Source organism: Thermoleptolyngbya sp. C42_A2020_037, assembly GCF_015272455.1.
Taxonomy (GTDB): domain Bacteria; phylum Cyanobacteriota; class Cyanobacteriia; order Elainellales; family Elainellaceae; genus Thermoleptolyngbya.
The window spans coordinates 62,978-85,794 of record NZ_JACYLP010000054.1 but is presented as its reverse complement, the minus strand read 5'-3'; the positions used below and the strand labels follow the sequence as shown (position 1 = coordinate 85,794).

At 56.2% G+C, this 22,817-nt stretch carries 19 protein-coding genes; 11 read left to right on the top strand and 8 right to left on the bottom strand.

The window, feature by feature from the left end:
* Nucleotides 1–266: 266 nt before the first annotated feature.
* Complete coding sequence (locus IGS16_RS19500) at nucleotides 267–569, bottom strand: hypothetical protein (protein ID WP_297075098.1); 303 nt, start codon at nucleotides 567–569, stop codon at nucleotides 267–269.
* A 629-nt stretch (nucleotides 570–1,198) separates the two neighbouring features.
* Nucleotides 1,199–1,741, bottom strand: a complete 543-nt coding sequence (locus IGS16_RS19495; RefSeq protein ID WP_297088320.1) for a hypothetical protein — start codon at nucleotides 1,739–1,741, stop codon at nucleotides 1,199–1,201.
* A 376-nt stretch (nucleotides 1,742–2,117) separates the two neighbouring features.
* Here IGS16_RS19495 and IGS16_RS19490 point away from each other — a divergent pair, with 376 nt between their 5' ends.
* Entirely contained in the window at nucleotides 2,118–3,260 is a 1,143-nt protein-coding gene (locus IGS16_RS19490) for a tetratricopeptide repeat protein (RefSeq protein ID WP_297088318.1), read from the top strand.
* A gap of 215 nt (nucleotides 3,261–3,475) precedes the next feature.
* Here IGS16_RS19490 and IGS16_RS19485 read toward each other — a convergent pair whose 3' ends face one another.
* The gene (locus IGS16_RS19485) at nucleotides 3,476–3,799 is read right to left on the bottom strand and encodes an STAS domain-containing protein (protein ID WP_297088316.1); all 324 of its coding nucleotides are present in this window, start codon (nucleotides 3,797–3,799) and stop codon (nucleotides 3,476–3,478) included.
* Nucleotides 3,800–4,178: 379 nt separating this feature from the next.
* Between IGS16_RS19485 and IGS16_RS19480 the strand changes: the two genes are divergently transcribed.
* The gene (locus IGS16_RS19480) at nucleotides 4,179–4,619 is read left to right on the top strand and encodes a hypothetical protein (protein ID WP_297088314.1); all 441 of its coding nucleotides are present in this window, start codon (nucleotides 4,179–4,181) and stop codon (nucleotides 4,617–4,619) included.
* Between the two features lie 218 nt (nucleotides 4,620–4,837).
* Here IGS16_RS19480 and IGS16_RS19475 read toward each other — a convergent pair whose 3' ends face one another.
* The 3 genes from IGS16_RS19475 to IGS16_RS19465 all read right to left on the bottom strand — a co-directional run bounded on the left by IGS16_RS19475 (nucleotide 4,838) and on the right by IGS16_RS19465 (nucleotide 7,386).
* A complete protein-coding gene (locus tag IGS16_RS19475) occupies nucleotides 4,838–5,464 on the bottom strand; it encodes an anti-sigma factor (protein ID WP_297088312.1) in 627 nt (208 codons plus the stop codon).
* A gap of 275 nt (nucleotides 5,465–5,739) precedes the next feature.
* On the bottom strand, nucleotides 5,740–6,396 hold the full coding sequence (locus IGS16_RS19470) for a sigma-70 family RNA polymerase sigma factor (protein WP_367185829.1): 657 nt from the start codon (nucleotides 6,394–6,396) through the stop codon (nucleotides 5,740–5,742).
* Between the two features lie 651 nt (nucleotides 6,397–7,047).
* On the bottom strand, nucleotides 7,048–7,386 hold the full coding sequence (locus IGS16_RS19465) for a rhodanese-like domain-containing protein (protein ID WP_297088308.1): 339 nt from the start codon (nucleotides 7,384–7,386) through the stop codon (nucleotides 7,048–7,050).
* Nucleotides 7,387–7,432: 46 nt separating this feature from the next.
* Between IGS16_RS19465 and IGS16_RS19460 the strand changes: the two genes are divergently transcribed.
* Complete coding sequence (locus tag IGS16_RS19460) at nucleotides 7,433–8,002, top strand: GNAT family N-acetyltransferase (protein ID WP_297088306.1); 570 nt, start codon at nucleotides 7,433–7,435, stop codon at nucleotides 8,000–8,002.
* 81 nt (nucleotides 8,003–8,083) lie between these two features.
* Here IGS16_RS19460 and IGS16_RS19455 read toward each other — a convergent pair whose 3' ends face one another.
* The gene (locus IGS16_RS19455) at nucleotides 8,084–12,058 is read right to left on the bottom strand and encodes an AAA family ATPase (RefSeq protein WP_297088304.1); all 3,975 of its coding nucleotides are present in this window, start codon (nucleotides 12,056–12,058) and stop codon (nucleotides 8,084–8,086) included.
* A gap of 386 nt (nucleotides 12,059–12,444) precedes the next feature.
* On the opposite strand from IGS16_RS19455, the gene IGS16_RS19450 reads away from it, so the two are divergent.
* The 6 genes from IGS16_RS19450 (at nucleotide 12,445) to IGS16_RS19425 (ending at nucleotide 18,944) form a co-directional block, all read left to right on the top strand.
* Entirely contained in the window at nucleotides 12,445–13,647 is a 1,203-nt protein-coding gene (locus tag IGS16_RS19450; RefSeq protein ID WP_297088326.1) for a BMP family ABC transporter substrate-binding protein, read from the top strand.
* 6 nt (nucleotides 13,648–13,653) lie between these two features.
* On the top strand, nucleotides 13,654–14,772 hold the full coding sequence (locus IGS16_RS19445; RefSeq protein ID WP_297088302.1) for an ABC transporter permease: 1,119 nt from the start codon (nucleotides 13,654–13,656) through the stop codon (nucleotides 14,770–14,772).
* A gap of 82 nt (nucleotides 14,773–14,854) precedes the next feature.
* A complete protein-coding gene (locus tag IGS16_RS19440) occupies nucleotides 14,855–15,787 on the top strand; it encodes an ABC transporter permease (RefSeq protein ID WP_297088300.1) in 933 nt (310 codons plus the stop codon).
* A 15-nt stretch (nucleotides 15,788–15,802) separates the two neighbouring features.
* The gene (locus IGS16_RS19435) at nucleotides 15,803–16,486 is read left to right on the top strand and encodes a cysteine hydrolase family protein (RefSeq protein WP_297088298.1); all 684 of its coding nucleotides are present in this window, start codon (nucleotides 15,803–15,805) and stop codon (nucleotides 16,484–16,486) included.
* A 129-nt stretch (nucleotides 16,487–16,615) separates the two neighbouring features.
* Nucleotides 16,616–18,163: an ABC transporter ATP-binding protein gene (locus IGS16_RS19430; RefSeq protein WP_297088296.1), complete on the top strand. Its 1,548-nt coding sequence runs from the start codon at nucleotides 16,616–16,618 to the stop codon at nucleotides 18,161–18,163.
* A 79-nt stretch (nucleotides 18,164–18,242) separates the two neighbouring features.
* Nucleotides 18,243–18,944, top strand: a complete 702-nt coding sequence (locus IGS16_RS19425) for a cysteine hydrolase family protein (protein ID WP_297088294.1) — start codon at nucleotides 18,243–18,245, stop codon at nucleotides 18,942–18,944.
* Nucleotides 18,945–19,071: 127 nt separating this feature from the next.
* Here the strand turns inward: IGS16_RS19425 and asnS are convergent, their stop codons facing one another.
* A complete protein-coding gene (gene asnS / locus IGS16_RS19420) occupies nucleotides 19,072–20,460 on the bottom strand; it encodes an asparagine--tRNA ligase (protein WP_297088293.1) in 1,389 nt (462 codons plus the stop codon).
* Nucleotides 20,461–21,203: 743 nt separating this feature from the next.
* On the opposite strand from asnS, the gene IGS16_RS19415 reads away from it, so the two are divergent.
* Nucleotides 21,204–21,440 (top strand): hypothetical protein, encoded by a 237-nt coding sequence (locus IGS16_RS19415; RefSeq protein ID WP_297088291.1) that lies wholly within the window; start codon nucleotides 21,204–21,206, stop codon nucleotides 21,438–21,440.
* A 437-nt stretch (nucleotides 21,441–21,877) separates the two neighbouring features.
* Entirely contained in the window at nucleotides 21,878–22,759 is an 882-nt protein-coding gene (gene pgeF, locus IGS16_RS19410; RefSeq protein ID WP_297088289.1) for a peptidoglycan editing factor PgeF, read from the top strand.
* Nucleotides 22,760–22,817: the final 58 nt, after the last annotated feature.

Genomic DNA, 22,817 nt, shown 5'->3' with positions numbered 1-22,817 from the left:
CTGAAAACCCCCGGTAGATAAGACTTTTGGAGCCTGGAAGGGGGCGATCGCCCATGATTCCCTTTGACATCTTCCAAAAATCTAGAAGCGGATAGCTAGGTTCAAAGTCCATCCATGCTCTTGCCAAGGCTTTAGGTTGAGTTCCTTGAACTTGAAGAAGAGATTTGGATTAATGGTCGTGATGCAGAAAACGGCTGGATAGTCCCAGAGCTTATCTGGTTCTCCAGCCGCCTCAAGCTTTGTGCAGGCAATGTGATTAGAAGAGATTAGAGCAGACTATTTAACCGTTGCACTTGAGTATCCGTCTTCCGCTGCTTGATGTAGCGATAGGTTTCTGCAAGTTCCAGAGCGAACTGATCCTCAATAGCTTCGGCGGCCTGACGATTTGGGTAGGCGATGAAGATTGCGGCTCCTCGTTCTGACTGGAAGAGTGTGGTTGACAACTCTTGAAGAAGAGGCTCGTCGAAGGCTAAGCAGCCAATCCCCATTGATTCGGCCTCTAAGACTCTCATTTTGGCTTTGTGTCGAATAAATGCTCGAACTGGGTACGAATCGCTAGCAAGTTCCATAGGTCGTGAGGAGGGTCTGTGAAAATGGCTGTCGCGTTAGGATGCAGGTGCTTCAGCTTGAGAGCTAGATTTTCTATCGCCTCGGAATGGGTAGAGAATTCGTGGGAGAAAATAGCGCTTTAAGCTGCTGCAATACCTAGATCGATAGCTTAAGAGAAGCTTAAGAAGTGACTAGGATAACAGCTAGGTTGCCCAGTGTGTAGATGGCGATCGCATTCAGACACAAAAATTAATAGTTGTGTCTTGTACTAGTCTTTACAAAAAATTTGCTCTTATGTTGTCCCTCTCTCACATCTGGTTCTGTTTTTAGAGCAAGGTCAAGCCTCAACCCTAGCTTTACCAAGCTTTATCTACGGCCTTAAGTTCTCCGCTTGAGGCACAGCCAATTACAGCATTTTTGAAGCTAGTGAGGCACACCGGATGGTCAATAAGCCCTTGCCTCGTGAGGGCAGCGTGTGCCTCACCCCGCAAGAAAATGCTGTATTCAACAGCCACATGTAGTTTGCGCGCATGATCGCAAAAAACTGGTAGGTCACGAAGACCTACCAGCGAGTTCAAGCTTTAGGAGTGCCCCTAGAGCAGGTGGCTAGCTCACATGCTCTGGGGAAATGGTACGAACCAATCGTCGCTTAGACCTCTTTGTAGACTTGCAGCAGCGTGCCAGAGATGTAGCCGTAGCCTAGGATGAACTGGCTGCATTCGTGTTCGGCAGGGCCAATTTCGGCTGTGGCGGAAACCACATATAAACCGGGGGTGAGTCCTGCTTTTTTGGGCACTTCAGACAGCTTCACTTCGTACTCGTAGACATCCTTCTGGGTTGTAATTTCCGCTAGAAGGTCAATTTCCGTAGCCTTGCGGCCTTGGCCTTCAAAGTGGAAGTTCATCGAGATCTGGGTGCCCAGGCACATCAGCAGCGATGATAGGGGGGTTCGGTTGAATACGATTTTCACGCTTGAAATAAACTCTTCATCAGCCGCGATGATGTATGGAGACTGTCCAGGCGCGACGTAGGTGGGGGGCACGGGCAGATCGGCCGTCCCTTCTACACGCAGCTCAGACAGTTCAAACATCACTGGGCCCAGAATGCTACGGGAGTAGGTTTCTGTTTCTGCGTATTGGGGAGGTTGGGCCCCGACCGGAGGCGCAACAGCCGCAGCAGCTTCAGCACGCATTGCTTTGGAGGGAGAACAAACAGTAGCCATAATTAAAGTTCCTCAACAGGTTGATAATGTATGGTTGAAAGCCTTGGCAGATAAACGTTCTGACGTTCTTTTACCCTGGCTTGCTCAACTGAAACCAATATGGCACTGACGGTTGGGCGATACATTCCCCTGTCAAGGTACTGTTTTGGGAGGGCCGTTTGGAGTGTCGTTTGGAGTGCCGTTTTAGCTGTGTAGTTTTGAACGAGATTTCGTAAGCTTTCGAGAGGTTTCGAGGGGGCTACTGTTTTCAATCCAGCCGAAATCGGCTAATTATTAACGAGTGTTGATCTGCGTTGACGAAAGTCAACGAGCGTGGATTAGCTTGCAGTCTGTTCCAGATTGAACTGTGATTAGCTTTAAAACTTCTAACTCTGTGGCGGCGATCGCCAGCCTTTTTCTCTCTGTGCCTATTGCTGGTTTGGTCAACCCTCCTCTGGCCATCGCCCAGATTGAAAATTCTGGCACTACGGCTCAACAACTGACTCCTCAGCAGCGACTAGAGCAAAGTCGGCGGGTAAATGAACTCGTGCGACAGGGGCGCGACCTGATGCGATCGCGCAATTTTAGCGAGGCGATCGCCGTCTACGAGCAGGCCGCAGCGCTAGAGCCAGACAACGCCCGCATCCACTCTGCGATTGGCTTCGCCCATGCCCAGGAGCGTAACTATGCGGCAGCCGTGTCGGCCTATCGTCGGGCGATCGAGCTAGACGGCAACAACGCCAACTTTCACTACGCGCTTGGCTTTTGTCTGGCGAATCTGGGGGACAACACGGGGGCCGCTGAATCCTATCGTCGAGCCGTTGCGCTGGATTCTAATAACCTAGACGCGAATTTGGGTCTGGGCGTGGTTTTAACTCGCCTGCAAGACTATGACGGAGCGCTAGCCGCCTATCGACGAGCCGCCACGCTGCGGGGCGCAAACAGTGCCCGCATTTATGAATCGATGGGTGAGGTGCTGCTGCTGGCCGCTCGCTATCGAGATGCCGCAGAGATGCTGCAACAAGCCGCCGATTTGGCTCCTAGGCGGGCTGAGGTGCAAGCCAATTTGGGAGTGGCACTGGTCAACTCAGGACGGGTGCAGGATGGGCTGAATGCACTGCGTCGAGCCGCTGAGCTAGAACCTCGCAATGCTAATATTTACCTCCAAATTGGAGATTTGTATCGCGCCCAGGGCAATATGCAAGAGGCGATCGCCTTTTATCAGCGGGCAACATTTGCAGAGCCAAATTCAGTCGATGCTCATTCGACCTTAGGGGACTTGCTGTTGGCACAGGAAAATTATCTCCAGGCAATCATTACATTTCGGCGGCTGACAGAACTGGCCCCAGACAGCGGAGATGCCTTTTACAAGCTTGGCGTGGCGCTAAAGGAGCGCGATCGCCGGAACGAGGCCCTTGCCGCTTTTCGTAGCGCCCTCCAGCTTTACGAGCAGCAGGGCAACGCAGAGGGCGTGGCACAAGCCGAATCTATGATCAAAAAGCTGGATTAACGCGGCGCAGCGTTTTCAGTCTAAAACTCAGCCAGGTTGTCGAGCCAGACTCCCCTCTCATTGCCCTGATCACGCAACAAATTAAACCTCTAATCAGAAAGGGTGGGACGCATTGCGCCTCACCCTTTTTACCTCGTTAAGCGTAACTCTCTAAACTCCGAACTTATCCAAGACGATGGACTGAACACCTTTGCAGATGAATACCCAGTTTTGCCTCAAGACACCGCGCCCGATAGCACGGTCTGATCAAACGCTTCCCGATTTGCAAATACTTCAAACACCTGATCCATACTGGTTAGCTCGAACAAAATCTTAACTTGTTCGCCAATCGAGCAGAAAGACAGCCGCTTACCAGCAGCCCGCACCTTTTTGTGTGCGCTTGCCAAGGCACCCAGCCCGGAACTATCCATAAACGTCACTTTCTCTAAGTCCACCAAAATGACAGAAGCGCTGGTTTCCAGAGCCTCACCAATTTGCTGATGGAAGGCATCTACCTGAGTGCCATCTAGAATGCCAGAAAGCTCAATAACTTTAATCATGTTTCCAGTTTGACAAAGGTTTAAGGATTGAGGCGTGCGGCTGCCAGGATGTTAACCAAAATGCACGTAGCCTCTGCACATTCTATGAAGATGCAGAGCCAGGGCATTAAATTTTGGTGAACCCACGCTGCAACCCCAGCATATGCAATGGGTGAGAGCGCAGACCCATACGGAGAATACGGATCTGTGGCTGCGCGGCTTATTAAGCACTCCTCTAAACTGGCATAGCTGTGAACGAATTGCCACTAAGTTAGATACAGTCCCCTAAGTGTTGCTACCAAAATGATTTTTTAGTGACGGTCAAATGCTTGATGGACAAGGCGATCGCTAAAATTAAAGAGTTGGTAAATAGACCTTCAAATTTATGATGTTCAAGGATATGGTGTGGACGATTGACGCAGGTTGGAAGCGGTGGCTCAGGGCGATCGCCCTGCTTTTTCTGGTCGGCTTGTTAACCGGGTGCAGCGCAACGGCTGCCTCTGGCCCAGAGTCTTCTGGCGTACACACCACCACCCTTCAGGACTCCTCTCATCTCCCATCAGCCCCCTCTAGCTCCTTTGGAACATCTACACCGCTCCCGGTAGAAATCGCAGCCCGCATCAAGACCACGCTAGCGGAAAAGACGGGTCTTTCGACAGCACAAATGACGCTGAGCAACGTCAGCCCCCAAACCTGGAATAATGCCTGCCTGGGTGCGGCAGAACCTGACGAGGTTTGTGCTGAGGTCATGACTCCTGGCTATAGGGTCACAGTTTCCACGCCTCAAGGGAAATATCACGTCCACACCGATCAATCTGGCAGCAGGGTGCGGGTTGAATGAAGCTGACCTGGGAGATACAGCATTTTCTTGCGGGGTGAGGCACATGCTGCCCTCACGAGGCAAGGGCTTATTGACCATCCCGTGTGCCTCACTAGCTTCAAAAACGCTGTATGCAGAGCAGAGATATGCAGAACAGAGATATACACCACAACAGAGTGCATGAGCCAAACGCAGCCCATGCACCCTGCTATAGATTTATTTTGCTGGAGCCTCTCTCTTTAGGGAGTGATAGGCTGCCCGCCGTTAGACGGTGCAACAGGAACCACGTCGGGAACGGGAACGGGAACGGCCGTCGTCCTCGGAGGCACAGCACTGGGATCGGCAATGTCAGGAATGTCAATGACTGGACGATCCAGCGCGATCATCAGTTGAGAATCGGACTGGGAAATCACGTTGACATGCGGGGAAAGATAGCTTGGAGCCACCACCGTCGTCACTGCGCCTGCAAACAGCGCTGCTGCTGCCGCCATACCGCCCCAAGCCACAGTACGCTTTGGCTTACGCTCCAGCCGCTTCATCACCTGGCTGACCGTCTGTTCGACGGGGCGCTCGGCAGGAACGGGGAGGGTGCGTAGCCCATGCAACCCTTGACGCAGTTTGAGGAGGCGAGCATAAAGCTGTTGTGCAGAAGCGTCGCTGGCAAGCCAGGCCTCAATCTGGCGGCGATCGCTCGCGGAGACTTCGCCATCTAGATAGGCGCTCAATAACTCAAAGCGATCGCGCTTCAAATGGTCAATCGGCTCTACAGGTGAACGATGCGCCCATTCTGGGGGCAGACCGCTCCCAGAGGCAGGGCGAGAGGCACGCTGCCGGGGAGTTTTACCGTCGTTAATATCAGGCATCATGGTCAAATCAATCAAGGACTCAGAATCGAGAGCAAACCGCTAAACCGATGAGTCAATGCACAGGGCTAGTGTGCAAAGGTTATGCACAATCGCGAGAGGATGGAGTTCCAGCGTTAAGTTCAAACCTTGCTCAGATCATACGGGGAATCATAAGGGAAATATAGTAAAACCAGCCTCAGCCTCTAGTTGCACACACTACATGCCAAACCAGAATTCCGACGCGATCGCCCATTGTTTTCCCTCAATCCTCCACAACACGGGTGGAGAGATATCCCTTAGCTGTCCAGATAGGACTGGAGCTGATACTGAAGCCGCTGACGCGCTCTGGCAATTCTAGACTTCACCGTGCCCAGAGACACACCCGTAATTTCAGCGATTTCTTCGTAGGCCATGCCTTCAATTTCCCGCAGCACGATTGTGGTGCGGAAGACTTCTGGCAAATCGGCGATCGCCGCCCGCAGTTGGTCGTAGAACTCGCGTGTAACCAAATCTTCGGAGGGCCCTGGCCCGTCCGACGCAAGCTCCCAATCCATCTCGCCATCGTCTAGCGTGCGCGGTGCGTCTAGCGAGAGAGGGCTATCGACCCGCTTACGCTTCCGCAGTTCGTCATAAAACAGGTTGGTGGCAATTCGGCTGAGCCAGCCCCGAAACTTTTCTGGCTCTTGCAACCGACTAACGTTGCGATAGACCCGAATCCATACCTCCTGCGCCAAATCGGCCCGGTCTGACCAGTCGGGCGCAAGGTGATATAGCACCTTGTCCACATGAGACTGATAGCGCCGAATTAACTCCGCAAAAGCTGTCTTGCTTGGCCGTAGCCCCGCCTGACATTGCAGAATCAAATCGTAGTTCGACAGAGACTCTGCCGGAACCTTGGTCAGGGGCGCAGATGCCCCAACGGCAGACCAGGACGCAGACATAGACTCGCTCATGGGCAACGCTTGGCTTTGGGAGATGACACTTCTAGATGACGCTTGCATATCGGTGATGTTCCTACCGGAGTTGCAAAAGTTGCTTTGGCTTGGGTCAGGAGTGCAGGGTTCCACAGGCAAAGCGGTGTAAAGGGCAGCGATCGCACTGGCTCCAAAGTCCTTGTATAGCAACGACTGTCGCCTTCGCAGCCTAAATCTACCGCGATCGCCCCTGGCACAATTGGCCAGATGGACGGATTTTCAATCTGCACACCCTTGGGGCCCAATTCGCATTTCTTTTTCATCCGCACCGCTGTTTGTCAAAACCGGATCATTTTAGAGAGAAGGGCTTCTCTCCATTCCGCCAGACAACGCCCCCCTGGAAATAGCCCCACGCCCGATAAATCGGTGAATTGGCAATTCAAAATCCAAAACCCAAAATCCAAAATCAACCCCAGTCCCTCAATTTCAAACGCCCAGCTTTAGGGTTGGAGATTTTTCCTTGGGCATCGGCAACCATAGGACAGCGCCCCCCGCTGTCCCAAGGTTTAGGCGGCATTCACTTCTCAGCAAAGATACCAACCATGTAGTATCAATTGCTGCGAGACAGCATGATAGAAACTTGCAGAGGGAATTTTCTATGTGTCGCCCATCTGACTCTTTTTAATAGCGTTAATAGCGGGGAATGGCGGGGTCAACGGCGATCGCATAGGCTTCGATTCCACCCGTTAGATTTTTGACATTCTGAAAGCCCTGCGATAGCAGCCAGCCGCACATCTGCGCCGACCGCATCCCGTGGTGACACATAACGATGGTTTCTGCCTCCGGATCTAAGCGGCTGTGGATATCGGTTGACCATTCACCATACTGACTCAGCGGCAGGTTGATGAAGCCGTCTACCTGGGCGATCGCCAGTTCCTCTGGTTCGCGCACATCTACCAGTTGCAGTGCCTCGCCTTGTGCCAGCCGCTCGGCCAGCTCCGTTGGATGAATATGAGGCAGTTGAGACATCGAGTGCATCGTAGGATAAAGCAGTTTTGCAAAGGGGAATGACTGCATGATCCCACAAACACCGACCGACTCGCCGCTAGACAACCTGCACATTCGCCCTGCCACTGAGGCCGATGTACCTGGCATCTTGACAATCTATAACGACGCGATCCTGCACACGACTGCGGTTTACGACTACGAGCCACATACGCTGGAAATGCGCCAGTCGTGGTTTGCCGCCCGCCAGACAGAGGGCTATCCCATTCTCGTTGCCGTTAATGCCGCAGCCGCATCAGCCGCAACCGATGATGCCGCAACCGATGATGCCGAGATTCTGGGCTACGCTGCCCTCGGCCCCTTCCGCGCTTGGGCCGCCTATCGCTACACTGCCGAAAGCTCAGTCTACGTGGCGGCTCACGCTCGCGGGCGCGGCATTGGTCAGCGCCTCCTTGCGCCCCTCATCGAAGCGGCCAAAGCTCGCAGCCTGCACACCCTGATTGCGGGAATTGATGCCGACAACGCCGCCAGCCTGCGGCTGCACCAGCGCTTTGGCTATGCAGAAGTCGGGCATCTGCGACAGGTGGGCTACAAGTTCGACCGCTGGCTAGATTTGAAGTTTTTGCAGTTGTTGCTATGACTGGCGCTTCAACCCGGCATCACTTCAGCACAGTATCACTTCAACCCGGTGTCACTTACCCGGCATCACTTCAGCACGGCATCACTCTACCGCGCCCAGCATCCGCAGGGTGGCCCGCTGTGCGTCGGTGAGTCCGGTGACTTGGGCGATCGCCATTCCTTCGTAGGGTCGCGGCACGCGCAGCACCCAGGAAGCTTCGGGTTGCCGCAGGTGCGAGGCTGGCGGGAAAGCGCTTGGGGACGCGCCTTCATCGCAACACCCCTGCTCCTCAAATCCTAGCTCCCAGAGGCGAATTGTCTCATCCTGGCCGCAGCTTGCCAGCGTGTTGCCGTCGGGGCTATAGGCCAGGAAGCGCACCCAGCGGTGGTGTCCGTGGAGCGTGTGCAGGCAGGTGGCAGCACCAGAATCCCAGAGCTTGAGGGTGGTGTCGGTGCTGCAACTGGCGAAGTGGGTGCCGCTGGGGTGAAAGGCGATCGCCAGCACGGGCCCACGGTGTGCCTTGAGGGTGGCCACACAGACTCCATCCTGCACACGCCAGAGCTTGATCACGCCGTCGGCGCTGCCGCTGGCGAGGAGTTGTCCATCGGGACTGAGGGCGATCGCCCGAATCCAGCTCATGTGCCCCGTCAGCGTTTGCAAACAGCTTCCATTCTCTACATGCCACAGGCGCAGGGTCTGATCCTGGCTGCCGCTGGCCAGCAGGCGACCGTCGGCACTCAGCGCCAGACACCATACGCCGCCCTCGTGGCCAGCCAGCGTGCGACGACACAACCCTATTTGGGCATCCCAGAGCTTGATTGTGCCGTCAAGACTGCCGCTAAGCAGCGTTTCCCCAGTGGGGCTGTAAAGCACCGACAGCACCGCATCGCGATGTCCCTCCAGGGTTTGCATTAGCCGCTGCGTCTGAACATCCCACACCTTAAGGCTGTGGTCTTCACTGCCGCTGGCTAGGAGAGGCTGCTTTGGGTGAAACGCCACCGACCAAATCCAGCGCGTGTGGCCCTGCAAGCTGCCGAGGAGTTGTCCCGTCTGCCGATCCCACAACCGCAGGGTGCGATCTTGGCTACCGCTGGCAAGAATGCGCCCATCGGGAGAAAACGCCACCGACCACACACCGTTGCTGTAGCCCTGGAGCGTCCGCAAACACAGACCCCGCCCGTCCCACAGGCGCACAGACTGGTCTTCGCTGCCGCTGGCGAGGATGCCGCTGTCGGGGCTGAAGGCGATCGCCGCAATCCAGCTTCGATGCCCCGTCAACACACGCCGACAATCGCCCTGACGATAGTCCCATAGGCGCAGGCTGCCGTCGTCGCTGCCGCTGGCGAGGGTGCGCCCGTCGGGGCTAAAGGCGATCGCCCGCACGGGTTGCCGAGAGCCTTGCAGGGGGGGGTGCGCGGTCGGCATCACAGCCCTCGCAGATCCGGCCGATTCCACCATCCACAAGCGCACCGTGCCGTCGTCATTGCCGCTGGCAAGGGTGTGGCCGTCGGGTGAAAACGCCACGGACCAAACCCAAGGTAGCGCCCCTGTCGCAGGGGGGTCTGGGTGTTTCAGGGTGGCAAGGCACGCACCGCTGCTGACATTCCACAGGCGCACCGTGCCGTCGTAGCTGGCGCTGGCCAGCAGAAAAGCGGGAGATTTGGATACAGACTTCGCGGTCGTCCCCTGCCGCAGCGGGGCGGGCGAAAAGGCAACGGAGCGAACTTCATGGGTATGGCCCGCCAGGGAATGCAGCAGGGTTCCCGATCGCACATTCCAGACGCGCACCCAATGGTCTTCGCTGCCCGTTGCTAGATATTGTCCATCCGGCGAAAACGCCACCGAAAAGACGCGATCGCTATATCCGGGCAGCGTTTTCAGGCAGGCTCCGGTTTGCAAATCCCATAGGTGAACGCTGCGGTTGGCACTGCTGGCGAGGGTACGTCCATCGGGCGAAAACGCCACCGACCAAACCCAGCCTTCATCCACTCGCAAGCTGAGCAGTTGTTTCCCATCGGACACTTGCCAGAGGTGGATTTCGTGGTTTACATCGCCCGTAGCCAGCAGCTTGCCATCGGGACTAAAGGCGATCGCCAAAATTTGGCTAAAGGTTTCGGTAAAGCCCGATCGCACCAGGTTTGCTCCGGTGAAATTCACCCGATGCAGATTTACGCCGCGCAGGTAAGCATTCCACACAGCAAGTTCCGAAAAGTCCCAACCCGTCAGGTCTGTGCCCAGTTGCACCAACAGGTTCAGCAGAGTTCCCGCCATGTAGCCAGACCGAGCTTGAGATGTGCAGCGGAGGTGCTGAAGGTGCGATCGCACTCGTTCTTCTAGCTGGGTCTGGGTCTGGTTTTCCAGCAGGCGCTTTGCCAAGGGCGCAAGAATCATCCGGGTCTGCGTTTCGCGGATATAATCCTTTGCCTGGGGCTGGAGGACTGCGTGGGTATACAGCAGGTTGCTTGAAATCACAGAATGGTCACTCGCACATTCAGCTTGAGCAGCACCAACGTGACCAATCTCCTGCTGAAGCCGTTCAATGAGTTGTTCCGTCACATATTCCATCACGGCGGGCTGGAGCGTGAACCTTGCCTGCGATTTTTCGGTGAGGCGCGGTGCGGTTTTCTCAATCAGGCAGCGCCGCTCCAGGGAACAAACTGCCTCCAGCAGCGCCCCCAACACCACGGGCGGCACCAGCCACGATCGCAGGTTGGAGAGGGTCACGGGCTTGCGGGCGATCGCCAGCCAGTCCATTACCTGTCGCTCCAGCAGCGAGAGGCGGTTTACCTGCTGCGCCAATAGATCGCGGATATCGCCGAAGACCAAGGTTCCCGTTTCCAGACAGTCCAGAAAGTCTGTAAGCTGCCCGTCGAAGAGGTCCTGAATCACCGAGGCAACCATTTGCAGCGCCAGAGGATTGCCCGCATAGTGGCTCACCAGCGTTTGCCACTCGGCATCCGTGCCGCTAAATTCGCCCTTCAGTGCAAAGAGTTCCTGCCCAATGTCTGGCGGCAAGCCCGACAGCCGCAGCGAGCGAATCGGGAGATGCGACCCTTCGCGCACCGCCAGGTTTCCCGGCTTTTCGCGGCTGGTGAGGAGGATGGTACTCTGGTGTTCTGCTTCGCCCAGGGCTTGCAGCAGTTGCCCATAACCCTCGTAGCCGAGTAAGTAGCCGCCGCCGCGATCGCCCTGCCGCATCACCGTTTCGCCGTTATCCAGAATGATCAGACAGCGGTGCTGCCGCAGATAGTCCAGCAGGCGGCGGATGCGCCCATCGAGCGAATCAGGCAGGTCGGCATCCCGGCGATGGGAGAGAACCTGGATCAAATCTGCCAGCAGTTCAAGGACGGGCGGCGCATTGCGGAGCGATCGCCAGAGGGTGAACTGAAACGGCGCAGAGTAGTCGTCTGACTTGACGGCTTGCCGCTCCGACAGCCGCTTTGCCAGCTTGACGGACAGCGTGGTTTTGCCGATGCCCCCCATGCCCAAGATCAGGATCAGCCGACAGCGATCGCCCAAAATCCAGTCTTGAAGTTGCTGCAACTCAGCATCGCGTCCATAGAAGGCGGGCAGATCCACCGCATCGCCCCAATCGGTCACGGGCGCAGGCAGGGAAGCAGCAACAGGAACGGGAGGGGCGATCGCCGCGCGGGTTGCGGGCACGGTGACGACCGCAGCAGACGACAGCAGAGCAGAACTTCGCGGCAGCGGCTCTGGATTTACGCCAGGTTCAGCCCGTTGCGCCAGCACAGCCAACGGATCTGAAGTCATGGGTTCTAAGGCAACGGGGTCTGATCGCTCCAGGTCTGAAACCGTGGCTTTCACTCGTGGAGCCTGCCGCTTTAGCACAACCTGCAAATTGTGCTTAGTGACTTTTTCCTGAAACGTATCCGACAGCAGTTGCCAGAGTTGGGAACCCGTCTGCTTTACATAGCCCAACTCATAGCCATAGCGACGAGCAATTTCTAGATAAGATTGCTCTTCCCACGCCTGACAAAACACCGCACGTTGCAGCTTGCTCAGGCGATTGTCCCGCAGGGCGAACTCAACTATGGCTAAGGCTTCTTCGGAGTTCATAACTGTTTACAAAAAAGACTCGAAATTGCCCGCTATCAGGGCGATCGCGCTCATTGCTCCCCACTGCGGCTCCCCGCTGCGTATCAGCGATGCTAACGGTTTGGGCGATCGCCCTTTGTAGCCCAAGGCACATTATGTTTGTCCCAGATAGAACCTTTTGCGAACCTTTCCCACACCTTTTAGAACCCTATTTCCGGTGCGGCTTTGATAGGCTTTGGTCTAACTTCTAATCGCCCCAGTCAGGATGGCTTCAGGGTTTTTCGAGCTGCCGCAATCTGGGGATTCAGAGTTTCAAGAGTTTCGAGAGTTTCGAGATTTAGGATTTCACCGCAGAGGTTTCGTCACCAGGTTTTGTCGCTAAGGGAGCTGGCACTGTGAGCAAAGAGATGGGCAGGAAGCGAATTTTGAACGTGTCTCGTCGGCAGGTGATTCGAGGGCTGCTGGCCACCAGCGCCTTTGGTCTCACGGCGAAATTGGGAACAGCGTGCAGTCCTTCTGGCACAGGCGGAACAGATGCCGCCGCCGAGGGGGGCACAGCAGGCAGCGGCGACCCGCTCACCATCGGCTTTATCTATGTCGGGCCGAAGGACGACTACGGCTACAACCAAGCCCACGCCGAGGGCGCAGCGGGCATGGCGAAGAAGTTTAGCTGGGTGAAGCTGGTGGAAGAGGCAAACGTGCCCGAAACCACCGCCGTTGCCGAGTCAATGCGGAGCATGATCGACATCGATGGGGCAAAGGCAGTTTTTCCCACGTCCTTCGGCTACTTTGACCCGCACATCCTGAAGCTGGCGGAAGAATATCCCGACGTGCAGTTTTTCCACGCGGGCGGACTGTACCAGGAAGGCAAAACGCCGAAAAATATTGGCAGCTACTTTGGCTATATCGACGAGGCGCAATACGTTGCGGGCATCGTTGCGGCGCTCACGTCCAAGAGCGGCAAGCTGGGCTTTGTGGCCGCGAAACCAATCCCCCAAGTGCTTCGCAACGTCAACAGCTACACCCTTGGCGCTCGCAGCGTCCGCCCCGATGCCACAACTCAGGTTCTCTTTACTGGGAACTGGGCGGAACCGATCAAAGAGGCAGAAGCCACCAACAGCATGGTGGATCAGGGCATTGATGTCGTCACCTGCCATGTGGACAGTCCGAAGGTGGTGATGGAAACAGCGGAACGGCGCGGCATTTTCTGCACAGGCTATCATGCCAACCAAGCGGCCCTGGCTCCTAAGGGATACCTCACAGGAGCCGAGTGGGACTGGACGAATATCTACTCCAAAATTGCCGAAGACATCTACGCGGGCAAGTCGCTGCAAGACGGCACAATTGACCACATCCTGCGCGGCGGCTTGAAGGACGGCTTCTGTAAGGTATCGGACTACGGCCCGGCAGTCAGCGCCGAAGCCAAGACCGCTGCGGATGCCGCCAAAGCCAAGCTGATGGACGGCAGCCTCGTGATCTACTCTGGCGAAGTGAAGGACAACAAAGGCGGTGTGGTGGTCGGCCCAAGCGAAAAGCTGGAGCAAAAAGATCCCAAGCTGGAGCAGATGGATTATCTGGTAGAAGGCGTAATCGGGTCGGTGGGAGGCTAGAGAACAATGGCGCTTTCACAAACCTGGCGCAGGACGCTGGAATCTCTTTGTCTGTCGTTTGGGGCAATTCTAGCCGGAATCTTGCTGTTTGGAATTTTTTGTGCGCTGGTGGGGACAAATCCCTTCGCGGTGTATGCCTCGATCTGGAAGGCTGCCTTTGGCAAGTGGAGCACCTTCCAAAATACGCTGGTGCGGGCGGCTCCGCTGATGCTGTCGGCCCTGTGTACGGCGCTGCCCGCCCGACTGGGGCTGGTGATCATTGGCAACGAAGGCGCACTGGTGGTTGGTGGACTGGCAGCCGTTTCGATGGGTCTCGCTATGGGAACGGCTTTCCCTCCTTTGATGGTGCAGATTGCAATGGCGATCGCCGGGATGGTGATGGGCGGCATCTGGATCGGCGCAGCGGGCTGGCTGCGCCACTATCGCGGCGTGAATGAGACGATTAGCAGCCTGTTGTTGAACTACGTGGCGATCGCCCTGCTGAATCACCTCGTTGGCGGCCCCATGCGCGACCCCAGCTCCCTCAACAAGCCCTCCACCTTTCCGCTGGCGGAGGTCAACATGCTGGGCAACATTCCCGGCACGCGGGTTCACTGGGGCTTGCTGTATGGGCTGATCGCCTGCGTCATTGCCTATTTCCTGATGCAGCGCACCACCTTTGGCTTCGCTGCCCGCACCGCTGGTGGCAACATCCGCGCCGCCAAAATTGCGGGGCTACCCGTCGGCAGGCTGACGGTGATGATCTGCTTTCTGGCAGGTTCCTGCGCGGGTTTGGCGGGCATGGTGGAGGTGGCCGCTGTGCAGGGTTCTGCCAACGAATCGCTGAATGTTGGCTACGGCTACGGTGGCATCCTCGTCGCCTTTGCCGCCCGCCACAACCCCCTCGCCGCCGTGCTGATTTCCCTCCTAGTCGGCGGCATCCTCGCCAGCGGCGGCATCCTCCAGCGGGCCCACGGACTGCCCGATGCCACCGTGCTGATCTTCCAGGGACTCGTCTTCTTGATGGTGCTTTATAGCGACTCGCTCTACGGCAAGTTCGGCCTCTTCAAAGAAAAGCCCATCGTTATCGAACCCCCCGCGCCACCGCCGCCGAGTCCCGGGCAGGAGCCAGTGGTCACGGTTTGAGCCAGACGCGATGAGGCGGTGGAGCAGCAGAGCGATCGCCCTCACCTCATCAGAAGTACCCCAATACCCCAACACTTCAACTATGTCAGAACCCTCACAAGCAATCGGCTGGCTTGGCGTTCCCCTGGCGATCATTGCGGGAACCATGCGCGGCGGCACGCCCTTTCTGTTCGTCAGCCTGGGCGAGTGCCTGACGGAAAAGAGCGGCAAAATTAACCTGGGTCTGGAAGGGACGCTGCTGACGGGCGCGATGGCGGCCTACGCGATCTCCTATCTCACTGGCTCACCTTGGCTGGGTGTAATCGCAGCAGGGCTGGCAGGAGCGTTTCTCGGCGCAATCCACGGCTGGCTATCGCAGCAGTTTCGCGTCAATGATGTGGCGGTGGGCATCGCCATGATTATCTTTGGCAGCGGTGTGGCGTTCTTTTTTGGCAAGCCTTTTATTCAGCCCAAGGCTCCACAACTGCCGACGATTGACCTGGGCAACTGGAGCCAGGTTCCCGCCCTGCAAGCCGCGCTGCAAATCAGTCCGCTGTTTTTAATTGGGCTGGCGATCGCCCCTCTGATGGCCTGGTTTTTCCGCTCCACCCGCTGGGGACTGTTTATTCGCGCCGTGGGCGACAGTCCCGAAGCCGCTCGTGCAATGGGCGTGTCGATTTTCAAAGTGCGGATGCTCAGCGTCATTGCCGGAAGTTTCCTGGCGGGCATCGGCGGCGCGGCACTGTCGCTGTATTATCCCGGACTGTGGACGGAGCGTATCTCCAGCGGTCAGGGCTTGATGGCGGTAGCGCTAGTCATCTTTGCCCGCTGGAACCCGATCATGTGCCTCTGGGCATCGCTGCTCTTTGGTGGCGCACAGGCCCTCGGCCCGGCGCTGCAATCCGTCGGCATCAAGGAAGGCTATTACCTGTTCAACGCCGCGCCCTACGTGCTGACGCTGCTGATCATGATTTTTACCTGCTCACCCAAGCGCACGCTCAGCGGCGTTCCCGGTGCCCTTGGAACCGATAGCTGATTCAGGAGGTTGATTGTGGGACGATTTGTAGAGGCCGATCCCTATCCCTACCCATTTAACGGCGAACTGCATCCCGGCAATACGGCCGTGCTGGTAATTGATATGCAGATCGACTTTTGTGGCCCGGGTGGCTATGTAGACAAGATGGGCTATGACCTATCGCTGACCCGTGCGCCGATCGAGCCAATCCAGTCTGTGCTGGCGGCCGCACGGGCGCAGGGCTATCACGTCATGCATACCCGCGAGGGACATCGCCCTGACCTGTCGGATTTGCCAGAAAACAAACAGTGGCGATCGCGCCAAATTGGAGCGGGCATTGGCGATCCGGGGCCCTGCGGCAAGATTCTGGTGCGCGGCGAACCGGGCTGGGAAATTATTCCTGAACTTGCGCCGCTACCGGGCGAAGTGGTAATCGACAAACCCGGCAAGGGTTCCTTCTACGCAACCGATCTAGATCTTGTGCTACAGCGCAATCGTATTCAAAATATCGTCCTTGCCGGAGTCACCACTGATGTCTGTGTGCATACCACCATGCGAGATGCCAACGATCGCGGCTATGAGTGTCTGCTCCTCTCGGACTGTACTGCTGCCACGGATTATGGCAATCATCTGGCCGCCCTCAAGATGATCAAAATGCAGGGCGGCGTGTTCGGCGCGGTATCCGATTCACGTTCCTTCATCGAGGCGATCGCCTCATAGCGTCTCATCATCAGTAGATTCATCAGTAGATTCATTGATAGATTCATTAATTAATACATTTCCTCTGCATATCGCATCTCAAACAGCCCCATCTTCAACCTTGGTTAACCTCTAACCCCACAACCCCTCATGACTTCCACCGCCACAACCAGCCCAACCCTCCAAGTCGAGCGTCCGCCCGATCTCCAGGTCACGGGCATGTCCAAGCACTTTGGCACACTCATCGCGCTGGATAACGTATCGCTGCACCTCAAACCTGGCAGCTTTCACGCGCTGCTGGGCGAAAACGGCGCGGGCAAAAGCACCCTGGTCAAGTGCATCATGGGCTTTTATTCCCCCACCGCTGGGGCCGTGCTGATCGACGGCAACCCGGTGAAAATCGCCAACCCCCGCGATGCACACCACTACGGCATCGGCATGGTATATCAGCATTTCACCTCCGTTCCTGCCATGACGGTCGCCGAAAACCTGGTTCTGTCTCGCTACGAGAGCAAGGCGCTAATCAACTGGAAGGATGAACTAGAGGAGCTTCAAGCCTTTATGGATGCTTCGCCCTTCCGCGTGCCAATCGACGTGCCGATCGCCCAACTCGCCGCCGGACAAAAACAAAAGCTGGAAATTCTCAAGCAGCTTTACCTGAAGAGCCGCATCCTGATTCTGGATGAGCCGACTTCGGTGCTGACCCCCGCCGAGGCAGACGAAGTGCTGGGTCTGCTGCGCGAACAGGTCACCGATGGCAAGCTGAGCGTGCTGATGATTTCGCACAAATTCCGTGAGGTGATGGCCTTTACCGACGAGATCACCGTCTTACGCAAGGGCAAGTTTGCGGGCAGCGGTCTGGTGAAGGATCTGACCGTGCCAGAGATGGCAGAAATGATGATGGGCGAGAAAAAAGAGCCAACACCTGTTAACAAAGTTGACGACTTGGAAAAAGTCCCTGTGCTGGAAGTGCGGGATCTGCACGCCAACAAAGACAACGGCGTAGAGGCTGTCTCAGGCGTGAACTTAACCGTTCACAGCGGCGAGATTGTTGGCATTGCAGGCATTTCGGGGAACGGTCAGCGGGAACTAGTAGAAGTGTTGGCAGGACAGCGCGAACCCACGTCTGGCGAGATTTGGGTCAACGGTGAACCCTACGGCGCGACCCGTGCTGAAATGTTCAAACACAAGGTTTTTGCCCTGCCGGAGGAACCGCTGAAAAACGCTTGCGTGCCGCACATGAGCGTCGCAGAAAACATGGCCCTGCGAACCTTTGATCGCCCACCCCAGGCAAAGGGAATCATGCTAATTCTGAACGCAATTCGGAACATGGCAGTGGGGCTGATTCACCAGTTTTCCGTCAAAACGCCATCACCCGAAACGCCCGTCGGCAATCTCTCTGGCGGAAACGTACAGCGTGCGGTTTTGGCACGGGAATTGTCTGCCGATCACATCAAGCTGCTGATTGCGGCAAACCCCTGCTTTGGTCTGGATTTTAACGCGGTGGACTTCATCCACACTCAGATCGTAGATGCCCGAAACCGGGGCGTGGCGGTGCTGCTGGTCAGTGAGGATCTGGACGAGCTGCTGAAATTGAGCGATCGCCTCATCGTCATCAGCGGCGGCAAGTTTGTATACGACAGCCCAACGAGTGAAGCAGACTTTGGGGCGATCGGCACCAGTATGGCTGGCCATTAGCAGAGGGCGGAAGATTGAAGAGCGAAGAGCGAAGAGCAAAGACTGACCTGTTGGAGAGCGTCAATCAGGAAATAAAAATATGGGGCCAACTATCACAGCGCTTCCTTACGAATACACCCTGCCAGACGACCTGAGCAAACTGGCACTGGTCATCATCGACATGCAGCGTGACTTTATGGAACCAGGCGGCTTTGGCGATGCGCTAGGTAATGACGTAACGCGGCTCCAAGCGATCGTTCCAGCGCTGAAGGAACTGCTGGCAGCGTTTCGAGCGCTGGGTTTGCCTGTGATCCACACGATCGAGTGCCATCAGCCTGATCTATCCGACTGCCCGCCCGCCAAGCTCAATCGGGGCAAAGGCTCACTGAAAATTGGCGACGAGGGCCCGATGGGGCGAATTCTCGTGCTGGGGGAACCGGGAAACGGCATTATTCCCGACTTGGCTCCGCTGCCGGGTGAAGTCGTCATCACCAAGCCAGGAAAAGGCGCATTCTATGCGACACCGCTGGGCGCAATTTTGGCAGAGCGCGGCATCACCCACCTGCTGGTGACGGGCGTGACGACGGAGGTGTGCGTGCAGACGACGATGCGCGAAGCCAACGATCGCGGTTACGAATGCCTGATGGTGGAAGATTGCACCGAGAGCTATTTTCCAGAATTTAAGCAAGCAACCCTGGACATGGTGCGGGCGCAGGGCGGCATCGTCGGCTGGACGGCTCCCTCCGCAAACGTGCTGGACACATTCGCCGCATTCCGAGCGTCAGAGGCTTCTCCTGTCTGAGTCATCGCTTCACCCTAAATCGGGCAGAGAACCTCTGCATAGCCGCCTGTGAATTCAGCCCCGCAGGCGGTTTTTCTTTTCGGCTTGCGCGTCGGCTCGCAGGTCAGATTTCAGACCCACTTGCTGCCTAAAATTCAGCACTGAGTGGCGTGCGGGGGAAGGGGATGACATCGCGGATATTTTGCATTCCCGTCATGAACTGCACCAGGCGCTCGAAGCCCAGCCCAAAGCCCGCGTGGGGCACCGTGCCAAACCGTCGCAGATCGAGATACCACCAGAGATCTTCGATGGGAATTCCCAAATCCTGGATGCGTTTTTCCAGGACATCCAGGCGTTCCTCACGCTGTGATCCGCCAATGATTTCTCCAATACGCGGCGCAAGCACATCCATGGCGCGAACCGTTTTCCCATCGTCGTTCAGCCGCATGTAAAAAGCTTTGATTTCAACTGGGTAATCCGTGACAATTAGCGGTTTCTTAAACAATTCCTCCGCTAGGTAACGCTCATGTTCCGATTGCAAGTCCAACCCCCAGGAAACGGGATATTCAAACGTGCGATCGCTCTTTTCCAGCAGGGCGATCGCCTCTGTGTACGTCACTCGCGCAAACTCGCTGTTAACAATGTTCTCCGCCGTTTCCAACACCGTGTTTTCGATGCGCTCATTAAAGAACGCCATGTCTTCTGGGCAGGTCTCCAGCACATGCTTAAACACATACTTCAGGAAAGACTCAGCCAGTTCCATATTGCCTAGCAAGTCACAGAACGCCATCTCTGGCTCAATCATCCAGAACTCCGCCAAATGACGCGACGTGTTGGAATTTTCGGCACGAAACGTGGGGCCAAAAGTGTAGACGTTAGAAAACGCCATTGCCATAATTTCCGCCTCTAGCTGGCCGGAGACAGTGAGATAGGCGCGTTTGCCAAAGAAATCTTGCCCAAAATCAACCTCGCCTTCTTTGGTCTTGGGCAGATTTTTCAAATCCAGATTGGTGACGGTGAATAACTCTCCCGCGCCCTCACAGTCGCTCGCCGTGATGATGGGCGTGTGAACCCACAAAAAGCCGCGTTCCTGGAAAAAGTGATGCACCGCCTGAGCCGCCGCGTTGCGGACGCGGAAGACGGCTCCCAGCGTGTTGGTGCGCGATCGCAGGTGGGCAATCGTCCGCAAAAACTCAAACGAGTGGCGCTTCTTTTGCAGCGGATAGGTTTCGGGATCTGCCTCGCCGTAAACCGTGACCGACTCCGCCCGTAGCTCAATCCGCTGCCCCTTGGCAGGTGACTCCACCAGCACACCTGATACCTCCACCGCCGCGCCCGTGTTGATGCGGGCGATCGCCTCGGCATATCCCCGCATGTCTTGATTTGCCACCACTTGCAGCCCCGCCATCGAGGAGCCATCGTTCACTTCGATAAAGGTGAATTCCTTTTGTTCACGTTTCGTCCGCACCCAGCCGCGCACGTTTACGGCATCGTTGGGCTGGCCCTGGCGAAGGAGGTCAAGAATGCGATTCGGCATATTAGGGGTCAGGGGTCAGGGGTCAGGCGCAAAAGTCCTTCATTAAAAATAGCGGGTTTGGGACGATCGCTCCCACTCTTTCACCACGTTTATCGCCTAATCCCACCTCCCTAACCCAAAAAAGACTATTTGCTATAGAGCAGCAGCTTCGTAGCACTGCATAAAACTTGTGGGATTGCCTTTCTGACAATTGCAATCCCAACACCGACACTTCTGGGCGATCGCCCTTCATCTCCCAACACCAAAACCTCTGGGCGATCGCCCCCGACACCTTTCGGAACCTCGAACTGCTGAACCAAGCCTATCACTGCTCAAGGTTTGCAGCTTATCCGAACGCTGTTGGGGCTGGTTGCAATGACCGAGATCTCGAAGAACTGCACCTTCGCAATTGGGGGGCGTTGGCGTAAGCCCTGCGGAGCAGCCATCGCCTACCCACCCGAAAGCTGACAGAACCAGAGCACTAAGGGCTAACGGCTCAAATCAGCGGCGGCAGATGCCTTCAACTCTAGCACCAGTATCTTTCAACCGTCCGCTGCATTTGAATTGTTGGGCTGCGAATGTAAGCTGAAGTTAGGTTTCCTAAATTTATTTAAGGGAATAATCCTGAATATGATGGGGTGAACTGGGTAAACCCTTAATCAGACAAAATCGCTAGGGCGAGTAAGTATGGGCACTGACTACACAGGCTGCATAAATAGCAGACCTTCTGAAGCAGGCTTCTGGACAAAACCAGGGAGGTGGAAATGGATAACGGCACTGAAAAAGTAACGAAACTTCACTTGCAGGCTTTTGGTCTTTCTGATTATGCAGTCAAGCAGCTTGTAAAGGGGCTAGATGCTGCATCAATAAATGGTGGATTGAAAGAGTATTGGGCATCTGATATAAAAGGCTCTGTCGAAAAGAGATTGAAGAATCCTAGAGTGCAAGCCGCAAATCAGGCAAAGCTTCAAAGGGTTCTACAGCATTTTCTTGCGGGGTGAGGCACATGCTGCCCTCACGAGGCAAGGGCTTATTGACCATCCGTGTGCCTCACTAGCTTCAAAAACGCTGTAACTTGGCTAAATGGTGAATCGAATGTTATCCCGGTTGATTTTCTTAAAGGACTGACTCCTGAGAAGAGGATAGAAGTACTTCGTGCTCGTATTCAAGAGTTGGAGATGCAAGAACAGACTCTTACAGAAGAAAAAGCGCGACTTCTGGCACAAGCGCGAAGAATGGTAGCAAGCAAGTAAAAATCTATACAATTTGTTTGGACGCGGGACTTCAGGAGATGAAATCATTGGAGTACCCGCTTTAATTTTGTGCAAGAAATTTTGGCTCAACAAATAGCTTGAATGCTACAGCCCTCACCAAAAGCATCAGCAGCCCAACAAGTGCTATACCATCAAGGTCTATCCTCTTGTTCCCCAGGGTTCTGATGCACGACTGGCAATGGCGTGACTGGCGCGGCGCGTCTTACCTGACCTGTAGTTTGCTGGACGGGTTTGATCACGGCTTTTTTACCCGGCAGTATGCGCCGTGTAGCCCAGAAGACCTAACCCCGGCGCTGAAGCCGGAGGCACGACTGCTGCGGGTGAAGCAGGTGCATGGCAATCGGGTGTTGGGCGCGGCAGAGATTCTAGCAAAAGAGTCCGCAGGTCTGGGCGTGGCGGATGAGTCGGGCTGGCCGCAGGCCGATGGCAGCGTGACGGATGGGACGCTGGAGGCGGCGTGGGTCTGCTCGGCAGACTGTGTGCCGGCGCTGATTGCGGACGTTTCGACGGGGCGGGTGGCAGCGGTTCATGCGGGCTGGCGAGGCACAGCGCTGGAGATCGTGCCCGTGGCGATCGCCCGGTTGCAGGAGCGCGGCAGTCGGCTGGCAGACCTGCGGGTAGCGCTGGGCCCAGCGATCGCCGGCGAGGTGTACCAGGTTTCAACAACCGTTGCCGCCGAAGTGGGCGCGACCGTATTGCCGGAATTTGCCGGACGCTGGCGACAGGACGCTGCCCCGCTCGATCCGCAAGCGCCGTCGAGCGATGTGCCCGATCCGGCCAAACCGCGACTGCCCGATGAAGTGGCTGAGGTCATTCTGGAAACGCTGGGGTCGCTGCCCCATTCGCCGCTACATCCCGACCCACAGCCCGGTCGGGTGCGGCTGGATGTGCGCCGGGTCAACGCGCTGCAACTGCTGAATCTGGGGCTATTGCCAGAGCAGGTGGCGATCGCCCCCTACTGCACCTATCAAACGCCGGAGCTTTTCTTTTCCTATCGGCGAGAGCGGCGAAAGCAGGTGCAGTGGTCGGGAATTGTCAGTCGGTAAGCGTCTGGCAAGCTGGTGGGACGCAGAGAATCAGGCATCTGAGTCAGTGTTGAGAAAA